The following is a 13152-nucleotide window of genomic DNA, read 5'->3' on the forward strand; positions in this document are numbered from 1 at the left end:
GGTAATGGGCGTTCAGTGCGCCAGGATCTTGTTCAAAAAATCCTTGGTGCGCGGCTGGCGATTCTCGGGATGACTGAAGAACTCGTCCTTCGAGCAGTCCTCGAGGATGCGCCCGCCGACGTCGATGAAGATCACCCGGTTGGCCACCTTGCGGGCAAAGCCCATCTCGTGGGTGACCACCATCATGGTCATGCCTTCCTTGGCCAGCGCCACCATCACGTCCAGCACTTCGCCGACCATCTCGGGGTCGAGCGCCGAGGTCGGCTCGTCGAACAGCATCACGATCGGGTCCATGCTGAGCGCGCGCGCGATCGCCACGCGCTGCTGCTGGCCGCCCGAGAGCTGGCCGGGGTACTTGTCCTTGTGCGCCATCAAGCCCACGCGGTCGAGCATCTTCAAGCCGCGGGTCTTGGCCTCATCGGCGCTGCGGCCCAGCACCTTGATCTGCGCGATCGTGAGGTTCTCGGTCACCGACAGGTGCGGGAACAGCTCGAAGTGCTGGAACACCATGCCGACCTTGGAACGCAGCTTCGGCAGGTTGGTCTTCGGGTCGTGCAGCGGAATGCCGTTGACCGTGATCTCGCCCTTCTGGAAGGGCTCGAGCGCGTTCACCGTCTTGATGAGCGTGGACTTGCCGGAGCCCGAGGGCCCGCACACCACCACCACGTCGCCCTTGGCGATGTCGACCGAGCAGTCCTGGAGCACCTGCACCGGGCCATACCACTTGGAAACGTTCTTGATTTCGATCATTTTGTCGGACATCTTTTCTCTCCTTCAGCGGATGATGGCGATTTTCTTGTGCAGGCGTTTGACGAGCCAGGACAAGGCATAACACATGATGAAGTACACGACCGCAGCGAGCAGGTAGGCCTCGATCGGGCGGCCGAAGTTCTTGCCCGCGGTCTCGAAGCCCTTGAGCATGTCGTAGGCGCCGATGGCGTAGACCAGCGAGGTGTCCTGGAACAGGATGATGGTCTGCGTGAGCAGCACCGGCAGCATGTTGCGGAAGGCCTGCGGCAGCACCACCAGCTTCATGTTCTGGCCGTAGGTCATGCCCACCGCCTGGCCGGCGTAGACCTGGCCGCGCGGGATCGACTGGATGCCCGCGCGCATGATCTCGCTGAAGTAGGCCGCCTCGAACGCGATAAAGGTGATCACGGCCGAGATCTCGGAGCGGTAGTTGCTGCCGATCGAACCGAAGGACGCGTAGAACGAGCCCGGCACCAGCAGGAAGAACCACAGGATCACCATCACCAGCGGAATGCTGCGCATGCCGTTGACGTAGACGGCAGCGGGCGCATCGAGCCACTTCTTGCCCGACAACCGCATCAACGCCAGGATGGTGCCGAAGATCACGCCGCCGATGGTGGCGACGATGGTCAGCATGATGCTGAAGTAGAAGCCCTTGACGACGAAGTTGCTGATGACGTCCCAGTTGTAGAAGGACAGGTCGAGATTCATCATGTCAGTGTCCTCCGCCGCCGGCGTTGGCCGAGACGATGAAGCCCGGCACGCGGGTCTTCTTCTCGATGTACGCCATCAGCCGGTTGATCGCGAAGGCCGAGACCACGTAGAGCGCCGTGACGGCCAGGTAGACCTCGATGCCGCGCGAGGTTTCCTCCTGCGCCTGCATCGCGAACATGGTGAGCTCGGTCACCGACACCGCGAAGGCCACCGACGAATTCTTGAAGATGTTCATCGTCTCGCTCGTGAGCGGCGGGATGATGATGCGGTAGGCCATCGGCAGGATCACGTAGCGGTAGTACTGCGGCGTCGTGAAGCCCACCGCCATGCCCGCGTAGCGCTGGCCCTTGGGCAGCGCCTGGATGCCGGAGCGCACCTGCTCGGCGATCCGCGCCGAGGTGAAGAAGCCCAGCGCGAGCACCACCAGGATGAAGCTGGGCACGTCCTTCATTGCCGGCACCAGCGCCGGGATCACGTGGTACCAGAGGAAGATCTGCACCAGGAGCGGGATGTTGCGGAAGAGCTCAACCCACGCGTTGCCGAAGCGGATCAGCCAGGGGCTGTCGGGCAAGGTGCGGATGATGCCGATCAGCGAGCCCAGCACGAGCGCAACGATCAATGCCAAGAGGGCCACGGACACGGTCCAGCCCCAGGCCGACAGCATCCATTCCCAGTACGTCGGGTACTTCCCCCCGGGGTCTTGCAAGAAGACCTGCCAATCCCAGTTCGATCCCATCGGGACTCTCCTTTTTCCTGACTGTTGTTATGTCGCGATAAAACAAACGCCCGCCAGGGGTGGCGGGCGTTGCGCTGCGACGGGCGCTTGGATTACTTCTTCGCCGCGTAGTCTTCCATCGGCTTGTCGTTCGGGTTCGCCCACGCGTTCTTGGTGGCGTCCGACAGGGCCAGGCCGATCTTGACGTTCGACGGCGGGATCGGCTGCAGGAACCACTTGTCCCAGAGCTTGTTGAGCTCGCCCGACTTGATCTGCGCCTTGATGCTGTCGTCGACCGCCTTCTTGAAGGCCGGGTCGTCCTTGCGGATCATGATTGCGATCGGCTCGACGCTCAGCACTTCGCCGACGATCTTGAAGTCGGCCGGGTTCTTCGACTTGGCGATGTTGGAGGCGAGGATCGAGCCGTCCATCACGAAGGCATCGGCGCGGCCCGATTCGAGCAGCAGGAAGCTGTCGGAGTGGTCCTTGCCGTAGAGCTCCTTGAAGTCGACGCCGGTGGCGCGCTCGTTCTTGCGCAGCGTCTGGACCGAGGTGGTGCCGGTGGTGGTGGCAACTGTCTTGCCGTTCAGGTCGGCGATCTTGTTGATGCCCGAGTTGGCCTTGACGGCGATGCGCACTTCTTCGACGTAGGTGGTGACGGCGAAGGCAACGTCCTTCTGGCGCGTGGCGTTATTGGTGGTGGAGCCGCACTCGAGGTCGACGGTGCCGTTCTGCACCAGGGGGATGCGGTTCTGCGAGGTCACGGGCTGGTACTTGGTTTCCAGCTTCTTGCCGACGACCTTCTCGAGGTCCTTGATGATGTTGGCGCAAATGTCGTAGTGGAAGCCGGTGTACTGGCCGCCGCCCAGCGTATAGGAAAGGCCGGAGGACTCGCGCACGCCCTCGGTGATGACGCCTGAGGCCTTGATCTTCGCCAGGGTGTCATTGGCCTGCGCGAAAGCGCCGCCTGCGACGAGCGCCATCACTGCCATTGCCAATACTTGCTTCTTCATTTGGAAAACTCCTGTGTGACTGAGAGAGATACGTCGAAATTCTAGACACTCGCATTGTGCGGGATACCCGGGCCAACCCGGTGCGCTCTGCACCGATGGCAGACATGCCGAGCGTGCAAGAGTCCCGCGCTGGTGCGTCGCTTTGGTTTCGCCGTGATCGCCTATGGCTTAGCAGCCTTTGTGCCCGAGGCGCGGCCAAAAAAAAGCACGCGCTCGCGTGCCTCCAAATCATGTGCGACAGCAAAACCTGGGGCCCGACTGTAGGGCCGGCCTCTTGCGGAGGCAAATGCGCAATGCGGAGGTGGACATGCCGCCGCGTCATAGATTTGTGCAGTGCACAAAGTCCCCGGCTTCGATTCAGGGCGCCGGCTGGGTTCCGACCAGATAGGCCCACAGCGCCTCGACCGTGCCCTTGGCGCGCGGGCCGCCCGCATCGGCCTTGGCCGCGCGCCCACCGGCCTTGGCCGGCGCGGCCGCGGCGGGCCGCTCGCGGTAGGCGCGGATTTCCATCGTCGCCTCCAGGCTCTCGATCTCCGGCGGCAAGGCACTCACCAGCGTGCGGGCGCGCACTTCCCTTCGCACCGCGCTCTGCGGCAGGAAGGCGATGCCGTGACCTTCGAGCGCCATCACCTTGAGACCCTCGGCCATGTCGGTCTCGTAGACGCGATCGAGGTGGATGGCGGTGTCGGATTCCTTGAGCAGCTGGTCGACCACGCGGCCCAGGTAGGCGCCGGGCGCATAGCCCAGGTAGGGCAGCGGCTGGCCGGGCCGGCCCGGCAGGCGGTAGCGCGGCGCGCCGTCGGCATCGGGCTTGACCCAGGGCGCGACCACCTCCTGGCCGAGGCTCACCATCTCGTAGCGCGTCGCGTCCAGCGGCAGCGGCTGCGAAGGATGGTTGTAGGCGATCAGCAGATCGCAGCTGCCTTCGACCAGCCGCAGCACGGCGTCGTGCACGTTGAGCGCGATGAGCCGGCTCTTCATCGGCCCGAACTGTTCGCGCAGGCTCGTGACCCAGGCCGGGAAGAAAGTGAAGGCCAGCGTGTGCGGCACCGCGAACTCGATCACGTCCTGCGCCGCGGCCGAGTGGCCGCGCAGCATGGCGCGCGTGCTTTGCAGCGCCTGCAGCATCTCGATGGCCTGGCCGTACAAGGTCTGGCCGGCGGGCGTGAGGCGCGTGGGATAGGAGCTGCGGTCGACCAGGTCGGTGCCGGCCCAGCCTTCGAGCGCCTGGATGCGGCGCGAGAAGGCGGGTTGGGTCACATGACGCAATTGTGCCGAGCGGCTGAAGCTGCGGGTCTCGGCAAGGCTGACGAAGTCTTCAAGCCACTTGGTTTCCATGAACGCGGATTATGTCTGCCCCTCGGCTTGCCACTTCGTGTGCTGCGCCACCTCCGAGGGGGAGGCTCGGCCGCCTTGGGGCGGCCCGGCGCCGACAGTGTCCGCCGCCTAAATCGGTGACACCACGCCCCGCCCCGAGAAGTGCCCTTCGGCGTTGGCCATGAAGCGGTCCACCGAGGCCTGCGTCGCCTCCGGCGACCAGCCCGCCATGTGCGGCGTGAGCAGCACGTTGTCGAGGCCTATCAGCGGCTCGGGGCGCTTCGGCTCGCTTTCGTAGACATCGAGGCCGGCGCCGGCGATGCGCTTGTCGCGCAGCGCGGCCGCGAGCGCCTCGGTGTCGACCACGCTGCCGCGCGAGATGTTGACCAGGAAGCCCTGCGGCCCCAGCGCATCGAGGATGCCGGCATCGACCATGTGCCGCGTGCCCGGCCCGCCCGGCGTCGCGACCACCAGCACGTCGCACCACTCGGCCAGCGCCTTCAGGCTGTCGAAGTAGCGGTGCGCCGCGCCCTCGCGCGGCTTGCGGTTGTGGTAGCCGATCTCCATGTCGAAGCCCGCGGCGCGCCTGGCGATCTTCTGGCCGATGGTGCCCAGGCCCAGGATGCCGAGACGCTTGCCCGAGACATTGGGTGGCTGCGGGATCTCTTCGCGCCACACGCCGTCGCGGCACAGCCTGTCGAGCGTGCGGATGCCGCGCACCACGCCGATCAGGAGGCCGAAGGCGTGGTCGGCCACGCAGTCGTCGTTGGTGCCGGCGCCGTTGGCGAGCGCGATGCCGCGCGCACGCGCCGCCTCGAGCGGCAAGCCTCGTAGCCGGCGCCCATCGCGCAGATGAGCTCGACCTTCGGCATCGCTTCCAGCTCCTGGGGCGTGAGGCCGATCACGCCGATGGTCAGCACCGCGCGGTACTTCGCGCCCTGCGCGGCGATTGCGGCGGCGCGCTCGGCGGGGGTGGGCGCATAGCGCATGTCGTAGACCGCGGCAATCTGGGCCTGGTGGGCGCTCGACAGGCTGTTGAGCACCAGCAGGGGAATCTTCTCGGACATTCTCGAATCGCTCCTGGATCAGTAAAAAGAGTTCAAAGAACCGGCTGGGCCTCGATCTTCTGAAGGGCCCACATCTGCGCGTACTTGCCCTGCTGCGCGAGCAGGGCCGCGTGCGTGCCGCGCTCGACGATGACGCCGCCTTCGAGCACGAGGATCTCGTGCGCGTCGACCACGGTCGAGAGACGGTGCGCGATCACCAGCGTGGTCTTGTTCTGCGCCGCGCTCTTGAGCTCGGACTGGATCGCACGCTCGTTGGCCGAGTCGAGCGCCGAAGTGGCTTCGTCGAAGATCACGATCGGCGGGTTCTTCAGCAGCGTGCGCGCGATCGCCACGCGCTGCTTCTCGCCGCCCGAGAGCTTGAGGCCGCGCTCGCCGACCGTGGTTTCGTAGCCCTTGGGCGTGGCGGCGATGAAGTCGTGGATGCGCGCCGCGCGTGCTGCCTCTTCCACCTCGGCGCGGCTGGCGCCCGGCCGGCCGTAGGCGATGTTGTATTCGACGGTGTCGTTGAAGAGCACGGTGTCCTGCGGCACGATGCCGATGGCCTGCCGCACGCTGGCCTGCTTGACTTCTCGGATGTCTTCGCCGCCGATCGTGATGCGGCCTTGCTGGACGTCGTAGAAGCGGTAGAGCAGCCGCGCCAGCGTGGACTTGCCCGAGCCCGAGGGGCCGACCACGGCCACCGTCTTGCCGGCCGGGATCTCGAAGCTCACATGTTTGAGGATAGGCCGCGCGGCCTCGTAGGCGAAGCTCACGTCCTCGAAGCGCACGGTCGAATCGATGCCTGCCAAGGGCTTCGCGTCCGGCGCATCGCGCACCTCGCGCTCCTTTTCCATCAGCACGAACATCTTGTCGAGGTCGGTCAGGCTCTGCTTGATCTCGCGGTAGATCACGCCCAGGAAGTTGAGCGGGATGTAGAGCTGGATCATGAAGGCGTTGACCATGACCAGGTCGCCCAGGGTCATGCGCCCCTCGACCACGCCGGCCGTCGCGCGCCACAGCATCAGCACCAGGCTGACCGCGATCAGCAGCTGCTGGCCGGTATTGAGCATGGAGAGGGTGCGCTGGCTCTTGATGGCCGCCTTCCGGTAGCGGTCCAGGCTGGCGTCGTAGCGCCCGGCCTCGAACTCCTCGTTGTTGAAGTACTTGACGGTCTCGTAGTTCAGCAGGGAGTCGACGGCGCGGCTCTGCGCCACCGAGTCGAGCTCGTTCATGGTCTTGCGGAACTGCGTGCGCCATTCGGTCACCGTGACGGTGAAGACGATGTAGAGCAGCAGCGCGACCCCGGTGATCCAGACGAAGAGCGCATCGAACTTGACACCCAGAATGGTCAGCACCAGCGTCAGCTCGATGATGGTCGGCACGATGCTGTAGAGCGACATCGAGATCAGCGAATGCACGCCGCGCGTGCCGCGTTCGATGTCGCGCGTCATGCCGCCGGTCTGCCGCTCGAGGTGGAAGCGCAGCGACAGCGCATGCAGGTGGCGGAACACCTCCAGCGAGATGCTGCGCGCCGCGCCCTCGGTCGCCTTGGCGAAGACCAGCTCGCGCAGCTCGCCGAACAGCGAGGTCGAAAAGCGCAGCAGCCCGTAGGCCACCAAGAGCGCGATCGGCACCACCAGCAGCGCCTGCGCCATGTCCGGCTTGGGCGTCATGGTGTCGACCAGGTTCTTGAGCAGCACCGGCACGCCGACGTTCGCGACCTTGGCGCCCACCATGAAGGCAAGCGCCGCCATCACGCGCCACTTGTAGCGCCACAGGTAGGGGAACAGGCGCCGCAGGGTGGCCCAGTCGGAGCGATCGCTGCGCGCGGGCTGGCCCGCGGAGACGGGGTGGGGAGAGGAAAGGGCTTCGCCGCTGCGGCGCATCGGAGACAATCGTGGCTGTTTGTTGTTCTCAGATTGTGCCCATGTCCGAATCTCCAAGCGCCAATGTGGCTGCCACCCTCAAGAGCCTGCCCGCCGACATGGAGCTGGTGCTCAAGGTGATTCCGCTGCCGGCCGACGTCAACGCCAACGGCGACATCTTCGGCGGCTGGGTCATGGCGCAATGCGACCTGGCCGGGTCCGTGATCCCGGCCCGCTATGCCAAGGGCCGCATGGCGACCGTCGCGGTCAACGAATTCGTCTTCAAGCAGCCGGTGCGGCTGGGCGACATCCTGTCCTTCTATTCGAAGCTGGTGCGCGTCGGGCGCACCTCGGTCACGGTCACGGTCGAGGTGTTCGCCGAGCGCTTCAAGGCCCAGGGCGAATATATCAAGGTGACCGAGGCCACCTTCACCTATGTCGCGATCGACGACAACGGGCGGCCAAGGCCCATCGTGAAGGACTGAGCGCGCCTCAGACCTTCGAGAAATCCGGCCGCCGCTTTTCCATGAAGGCCGTGAAGGCCTCGCGCGCCGCCGGCTCGCGGAGCATGCGGCCGAAGCTCTGGCCTTCTTCGCCCATGCGTTCGAGCACGGCCGGCTGCTGCGACTTCTTCATCAGGCGCTTGGTCTCGATCAGTGCCGTGAGCGGCTTGGCCGCCAGCTTGCGCGCCTGCGCCTGGGCGATGGCGTTGGCTTCGGTGGGCGGCACCACGCGGTTGACCAGGCCGACCTCGAGCGCCGCCTCGGCCATGAAGGGCTCGCCCAGAAGCAGCGCCTCGGCCGCGCGGTGGTAGCCCAGCATCTGGGGCACCAGCAGGCTGGAGGCCGCCTCGGGGCACAGGCCCAGGTTGACGAAGGGCATCGAGAAGGCCGCGTTGTCGCCCGCGTAGACCAGGTCGCAATGGAACAGCATCGTGGTGCCGATCCCCACGGCCGGGCCGCAGACCGCCGCCACGAGCGGCTTCGGGAAGGTTGCGATGCCGTGCAGGAAGCGGAACACCGGCGACTCCGGCGTCGAGGGCGGCGCTTCCAGGAAGTCGCCGATGTCGTTGCCGGCGCTGAAGATGGTGGCGTCGCCCTGGATCAGCGCGGCGCGCACCGCGCCGTCTTCGGCGGCCTTGGCCAGCGCATCGGCGAGCTCGGCATACATCGCGCGGGTGATCGAGTTCTTCTTGTCGAGGCGGTTGAAGGTGAGGGTCATCACACCGGCTTCGGTGTGGACGAGGATGTCGCTCATGGGAGTTCCTTGCTGCAAAGAGATGAAAGTATCGGGGCGATCAGGCGCCGAGTGCCTCGCGCACGAAATCGAGCCGGTCTTGGCCCCAGAACATTTGATCGCCGACGAACATGGTGGGCGCGCCGAACACGCCGCGCCGCACGGCTTCTTCGGTCTGGGCCTTGAGGCGGTCCTTGACCTCCTGCGCGTTGGCCAGCGCGATCATCGATGCCGGGTCGAAGCCCGCGCCGGCCAGGGCGGCAGCGAGCGTGGCCGGGTCGTTGAGATTGCAAGGCTCGACCCACATCGCGTGGTACACGGCATCGACGTACGCGCGAAAGCGCTCCGGCTCGCGCATCTGCATGCCGATGGCACCGCGCATCAGCAGCAGTGTGTTGATCGGGAAGTGCGGATTCCGCTGCAGGGGCACGCCATAGCGCCGCGCGAAACGCGCGAGGTCCTCGAACACGTAGGGGCCCTTGGCCGCAATGGCGGCCGGCGACTGGTTGCCGGTGGCCTGGAACACGCCGCCCAGCAGCATCGGCTTCCACACCAGCTCGGCGCCGATGTCTGCGCACAGGTGCGGCAGCTGGGTGGCGGCCAGGTAGGAAGCGGGGCTGCCGAAGTCGAAATAGAACTCCACTGCTCGCGTTGTCGTCATGCCGGTCTCCTCAGAACTTCTCGGACCACGGGCGCAGGTCGAGCTCGTGGGTCCAGGCATCGCGCGGCTGCGCGTGCAGCATCCAGTAGGCGTCGGCGATGTGCTCGGGGTTGAGGATGCCGTCCTCCGCCTTCAGCGCATAGCGCTCGGGGAAATTGCTGCTGATGAACTCGGTGTCTATGGCGCCGTCGATCACCGTGTGCGCCACGTGGATGCCGCGCGGGCCGAGCTCGCGCGCCATGCTCTGGGCCAGCGCGCGCAAGGCCATCTTGGCGCCCGAGAAGGCACCGAAGTTGGCGCTGCCGCGCAGCGAGGCCGTGGCGCCGGTGAAGAGGATGGTGCCGCGTTGGCGCGCCACCATGCGCTTGGCGACTTCGCGCCCGTTGAGGAAGCCGGAGAAGCAGGCCATCTCCCAGACCTTGAAGTACTTGCGCGCGGTTTCGCTCAGGATGCTCTCTGGCACGTTGGCGCCGATGTTGAACACCAGCACCTCGATCGGCCCGATGGTCGACTCGATCTGCTCGATGAGCGCGACCACTTCCTCTTCCTTGCGCGCGTCGCTGGCGAAGGCATGCGCAGTGCCGCCCTCGGCTTCGATCTGCGCGACCAGTGGCTGCAGCTTGTCCAGGTTGCGGCGCGTGACGCAGGCGGCGTAGCCTTCGCGCGCGAAGCGGCGAGCGATGGCGCCGCCGGTGGCGTCGCCGGCGCCGACGATCAGGGCTGCTCTGCTGGTCGTCATTCGGTCATTCCTTGAAGTAGACGATCTGATTGCTGGTGGCCAGCAGCGCGCCCGCCTCGCTCCACAGCTGCGCCGACTGGTCGAAATAGCCGTTCTGGAACTGTTGCCCCGTCGCACGGCCCAGCAGGTAGCCGTGGCCGACCTCCGCCAGGTGCCTTGCGTCGGCATGGAAGTACGTCGTGATCGACACGGTGCCGATCGGCACCGGCTTGGCGCGGCGCAGCCAGACGCGCGGATAGAAGGTGTCGCTCAAGGCGGCGAGCGAGGCGAAGTCGAGCGGACGCGGCTGCGCATCCCTCAGCCACATGCGCGTTTCGCTGTGATCGCCGCTGCCGTCCCACTTGGATGGAATCGCGCCGCTGATCGGACGCATCTCGTACTGCGAGATCCAGGCCACGCGCGCCGGGCCGATGCTCAGGCGCTCGACCTCTTCGGGCGACGGCACCTCGGGCATCGGCAGATCGTTGGCGCCCCAGGTCTCGCGGCGCAGGGCCGTGACCGCGGTCGCGGTGGTCGTGACATGCGGCTGGCCGTCGGCGCCGGCCTGCGACATCAGCATGGTCCAGTGCTGCGTCGAGCGGTTGGTGCGCACCGGTGTCGCCAGCACCTCGAAGGCGCCCGCCTCGAGCGCCGCGGCGTAATTCACCGTCAGCGCCACCGGCGCGCCGAGCAGTTCCGGATGCTTCAGCACCGCCTGCAGCATCACCGCCGCGGTCGTGCCCCCGAAGGGCCCGACCATGTTCCAGTAGTCCGGGCTCGTGGCGCCGGTGAAGTGCCCGGCGCGGATGTCGCTGTGCGCGAGCGCGAGGGCCTTGTCCAGGGGATGTGTGCTCATGATCGTCGCAGTGTGCCTCCGTGATGCCGGCTCATGCAGTCGTGTGCGGGACGCCCGCCGGCGCTGCAGCGGTCAGCGCCGCGAGCCGGTGCAGGCTGTCGGCCAGGCGCGGCCACAGGCTCAGGCTGAACTGCTCGCGGAAGAAGCCGAAATGCCCGATCTGGCGAGCCTGCACGTCGGCCGGCGCGATGCGCTGCACCGCGCGCGGCGCGCCGGCATAGAAGCTCAGCAGGCTTTCGGTGCCTTCGAGCGTCATGAGCTCGTCGTCGGTCATCGACAGGGCCAGCACCGGGAAGCGCACGCGCCCGTAGCTGCGGGCGGCCGCATCGCCCTCGGCACCGAGGCTGTAGCGCGGGTTCAGGCACCAGCGCCGCCATTGCAGGATCACGCCGCGCGGCAGGTCGCCCACCTTCCTGAGCTTGCGTCCCGGAAAGTAGCCCCAGAGCCGCGTGACCAGCGGCACCAGGAAGAACCAGAAGTAGAGGATGCTGCGCTTCAGGCGCGGCGCGTTCTCGCGCCAGTAGCCGCTGCCCGCCGCGATGCCGATGAGGCCGTCGACCTGCTGCGGCCGCTCGAAAAAGCCCGGCAGCTGCGCGCCCAGGCTGTGGCCCAGCAGGTAGAGCGGCCGGTCGGAGCGCGCGGCCTTGGCGGCGTCGATCACGGCTTCATAGTCGCGCGCCCAGTCGAACAGGTCGGCCTCGAAACCGCGCAGCGAGCCGCCGGCGGTCGCAGGCCGCGAGTCACCCGAGCCACGATAGTCGAAGGTCCAGACGCGGATGCCCTCCTGCGTCAGCCAGCGCGCGAAGGGCTCGTAGAAAGCCTGGCGCACGCCCATCGCGCCGCCGATCACGACGCTGGCGCGCTGCGGGCCGATGGGCTCGTAGATCCGCAGCGCGAGCTGCGTGCCGTCGTCCAGTTGCAATGTCTCTTGTCTCACGCTTGTCTCCTTATTTTCTCTTCGAGCAAGCACCGGCTCGGACCGTCAGACGCGTTCAAAGATCCCGGCTGCGCCCTGCCCCATGCCCACGCACATCGTGACCATGCCGTACTTGAGCTTCTTGCGCTGCAGCGCGTGGATCACGGTTGCCGAGCGAATGGCGCCAGTCGCACCCAGCGGATGGCCCAGCGCGATCGCGCCGCCCATCGGGTTGACCTTGGCCGGGTCGAGGCCCAGCGTGTTCATTACCGCCAGCGACTGCGCGGCAAAGGCTTCGTTGAGCTCGATCCAGTCGATCGCGTCCTGCGTGAGGCCGGCGTAGCGCAGCGCCGCCGGAATCGCCTCGATCGGGCCGATGCCCATGATGTGCGGCGGCACTCCCTTGCTCGCGAAGCTCACGAAGCGCGCGAGCGGCTTGAGATCGAACTGCTTGCAGGCCCTCTCGCTCGCGAGGATCAGCGCGCCCGCGCCGTCGGAAGTCTGCGAGCTGTTGCCCGCCGTGACCGAGCCGCGCGCGGCGAACACCGCGCGCAACTTGGCCAGGCCTTCGAGGCTGGTGTCGGGGCGCGCGCCTTCGTCGAGGTTCACGGTGCGGGTCTTGGCCATCGCCTCGCCGGTCTCCAGATTCGGCGCGCGGTCCGTCACCTCGATGGGCGTGATCTCGTTCGCGAACTCGCCGGCCTGCTGCGCGGCGAGTGCACGCTGGTGCGACTGCAGCGCGAAGGCATCCTGCGCCTCGCGGCTCACCTTCCACTGCTGCGCCACCTTCTCGGCCGTGAGGCCCATGCCGTAGGCGATGCCGACGTCGCCGTCGCGCTCGAAGATCGAGGGCGAGAGCGAAGGCGCGTTGCCCATCATCGGCACCATGCTCATGCTCTCGACGCCGGCCGCGATCATCACCTCGGCCTCCCCGACCCGGATGCGGTCGGCCGCCATCTGCACCGCGGACAGGCCGGAGGCGCAGAAGCGGTTGACCGTGATGCCGCCGATGCTGGTCGGCAGGCCGGCGAGCACGGCGCCGATGCGCGCCACGTTGAGGCCCTGCTGCGCCTCGGGAATCGCGCAGCCGCAGATGATGTCCTCGATCGCCTTCGGATCGAGCCCCGGCACCGCAGCGAGCGCCGCCTTCAGCGTGGTCGCGAGCAGATCGTCGGGCCGCGTATTGCGGAAGAAGCCGCGGTGCGAGCGGCCGATGGGGGTGCGGGTGGCGGAGACGATGTAGGCGTCTTGAAGTTGTTTCATGGCGATGGGTCCTTTGTGTCTTGCTCCCTCTCCCGCTTGCGGGAGAGGGCTGGGGTGGGGGTCTGCAGTTCGCGACGGTCTC

Annotated in this window: 13 protein-coding genes and 1 pseudogene; 1 reads left to right on the plus strand and 13 read right to left on the minus strand. The window is 66.8% G+C overall.

Going from position 1 to position 13152, the window contains the following annotated elements; all coding sequences use genetic code 11:
• Positions 1 to 12 precede the first annotated feature (12 nt).
• The 7 genes and pseudogenes from AC3A6B_RS14705 to AC3A6B_RS14735 all read right to left on the minus strand — a co-directional run bounded on the left by AC3A6B_RS14705 (position 13) and on the right by AC3A6B_RS14735 (position 7441).
• Positions 13 to 750 (minus strand): amino acid ABC transporter ATP-binding protein, encoded by a 738-nt coding sequence (locus AC3A6B_RS14705; RefSeq protein WP_126837301.1) that lies wholly within the window; start codon positions 748 to 750, stop codon positions 13 to 15.
• Positions 751 to 774: 24 nt separating this feature from the next.
• Positions 775 to 1464, minus strand: coding sequence for an amino acid ABC transporter permease (locus AC3A6B_RS14710; protein WP_093103900.1), 690 nt, complete (start codon positions 1462 to 1464; stop codon positions 775 to 777).
• A gap of 1 nt (position 1465) precedes the next feature.
• Positions 1466 to 2200 carry an amino acid ABC transporter permease gene (locus AC3A6B_RS14715; protein ID WP_487837428.1) on the minus strand — a complete coding sequence of 245 codons (735 nt, stop codon included), beginning with the start codon at positions 2198 to 2200 and terminating at the stop codon, positions 1466 to 1468.
• 92 nt (positions 2201 to 2292) lie between these two features.
• Entirely contained in the window at positions 2293 to 3192 is a 900-nt protein-coding gene (locus AC3A6B_RS14720) for a transporter substrate-binding domain-containing protein (protein ID WP_487837429.1), read from the minus strand.
• 357 nt (positions 3193 to 3549) lie between these two features.
• A complete protein-coding gene (locus AC3A6B_RS14725; RefSeq protein ID WP_487837430.1) occupies positions 3550 to 4530 on the minus strand; it encodes a LysR substrate-binding domain-containing protein in 981 nt (326 codons plus the stop codon).
• Positions 4531 to 4638: 108 nt separating this feature from the next.
• Positions 4639 to 5576 (minus strand): annotated as a pseudogene (locus AC3A6B_RS14730) (2-hydroxyacid dehydrogenase).
• A gap of 32 nt (positions 5577 to 5608) precedes the next feature.
• On the minus strand, positions 5609 to 7441 hold the full coding sequence (locus AC3A6B_RS14735) for an ABCB family ABC transporter ATP-binding protein/permease (protein WP_487837431.1): 1833 nt from the start codon (positions 7439 to 7441) through the stop codon (positions 5609 to 5611).
• 41 nt (positions 7442 to 7482) lie between these two features.
• Here AC3A6B_RS14735 and AC3A6B_RS14740 point away from each other — a divergent pair, with 41 nt between their 5' ends.
• Positions 7483 to 7905: an acyl-CoA thioesterase gene (locus AC3A6B_RS14740; RefSeq protein ID WP_487837432.1), complete on the plus strand. Its 423-nt coding sequence runs from the start codon at positions 7483 to 7485 to the stop codon at positions 7903 to 7905.
• 7 nt (positions 7906 to 7912) lie between these two features.
• On the opposite strand, the gene AC3A6B_RS14745 is transcribed toward AC3A6B_RS14740, so the two are convergent.
• Genes AC3A6B_RS14745 through AC3A6B_RS14770 form a run of 6 tightly spaced genes read right to left on the minus strand, consistent with a single transcriptional unit; the run spans position 7913 to position 13070 of the window.
• Complete coding sequence (locus AC3A6B_RS14745; RefSeq protein WP_487837433.1) at positions 7913 to 8677, minus strand: enoyl-CoA hydratase; 765 nt, start codon at positions 8675 to 8677, stop codon at positions 7913 to 7915.
• A 40-nt stretch (positions 8678 to 8717) separates the two neighbouring features.
• The gene (locus AC3A6B_RS14750; protein ID WP_487837434.1) at positions 8718 to 9317 is read right to left on the minus strand and encodes a 2-hydroxychromene-2-carboxylate isomerase; all 600 of its coding nucleotides are present in this window, start codon (positions 9315 to 9317) and stop codon (positions 8718 to 8720) included.
• Positions 9318 to 9327: 10 nt separating this feature from the next.
• Positions 9328 to 10056 (minus strand): SDR family oxidoreductase, encoded by a 729-nt coding sequence (locus AC3A6B_RS14755; RefSeq protein WP_487837435.1) that lies wholly within the window; start codon positions 10054 to 10056, stop codon positions 9328 to 9330.
• A gap of 4 nt (positions 10057 to 10060) precedes the next feature.
• On the minus strand, positions 10061 to 10891 hold the full coding sequence (locus tag AC3A6B_RS14760; RefSeq protein ID WP_487837436.1) for an acyl-CoA thioesterase: 831 nt from the start codon (positions 10889 to 10891) through the stop codon (positions 10061 to 10063).
• Positions 10892 to 10922: 31 nt separating this feature from the next.
• Complete coding sequence (locus AC3A6B_RS14765; RefSeq protein ID WP_487837437.1) at positions 10923 to 11828, minus strand: alpha/beta hydrolase family protein; 906 nt, start codon at positions 11826 to 11828, stop codon at positions 10923 to 10925.
• A gap of 45 nt (positions 11829 to 11873) precedes the next feature.
• Positions 11874 to 13070 carry an acetyl-CoA C-acyltransferase gene (locus tag AC3A6B_RS14770; protein ID WP_487837438.1) on the minus strand — a complete coding sequence of 399 codons (1197 nt, stop codon included), beginning with the start codon at positions 13068 to 13070 and terminating at the stop codon, positions 11874 to 11876.
• Between the last annotated feature and the right edge of the window lie 82 nt (positions 13071 to 13152).

It is taken from the genome of Variovorax sp. Soil_C_33, assembly GCF_057656935.1.

Bases quoted from the DNA above. Each gene is read 5' to 3' on its own strand.
- AC3A6B_RS14710 (WP_093103900.1), bottom strand. From the start codon at position 1,464: ATGATGAATCTCGACCTGTCCTTCTACAACTGGGACGTCATCAGCAAC.
- AC3A6B_RS14715 (WP_487837428.1), bottom strand. From the start codon at position 2,200: ATGGGATCGAACTGGGATTGGCAGGTCTTCTTGCAAGACCCCGGGGGG.
- AC3A6B_RS14755 (WP_487837435.1), bottom strand. From the start codon at position 10,056: ATGACGACCAGCAGAGCAGCCCTGATCGTCGGCGCCGGCGACGCCACC.
- AC3A6B_RS14750 (WP_487837434.1), bottom strand. From the start codon at position 9,317: ATGACGACAACGCGAGCAGTGGAGTTCTATTTCGACTTCGGCAGCCCC.
- AC3A6B_RS14705 (WP_126837301.1), bottom strand. From the start codon at position 750: ATGATCGAAATCAAGAACGTTTCCAAGTGGTATGGCCCGGTGCAGGTG.
- AC3A6B_RS14745 (WP_487837433.1), bottom strand. From the start codon at position 8,677: ATGAGCGACATCCTCGTCCACACCGAAGCCGGTGTGATGACCCTCACC.
- AC3A6B_RS14760 (WP_487837436.1), bottom strand. From the start codon at position 10,891: ATGAGCACACATCCCCTGGACAAGGCCCTCGCGCTCGCGCACAGCGAC.
- AC3A6B_RS14770 (WP_487837438.1), bottom strand. From the start codon at position 13,070: ATGAAACAACTTCAAGACGCCTACATCGTCTCCGCCACCCGCACCCCC.
- AC3A6B_RS14735 (WP_487837431.1), bottom strand. From the start codon at position 7,441: ATGCGCCGCAGCGGCGAAGCCCTTTCCTCTCCCCACCCCGTCTCCGCG.
- AC3A6B_RS14720 (WP_487837429.1), bottom strand. From the start codon at position 3,192: ATGAAGAAGCAAGTATTGGCAATGGCAGTGATGGCGCTCGTCGCAGGC.
- AC3A6B_RS14725 (WP_487837430.1), bottom strand. From the start codon at position 4,530: ATGGAAACCAAGTGGCTTGAAGACTTCGTCAGCCTTGCCGAGACCCGC.
- AC3A6B_RS14740 (WP_487837432.1), top strand. From the start codon at position 7,483: ATGTCCGAATCTCCAAGCGCCAATGTGGCTGCCACCCTCAAGAGCCTG.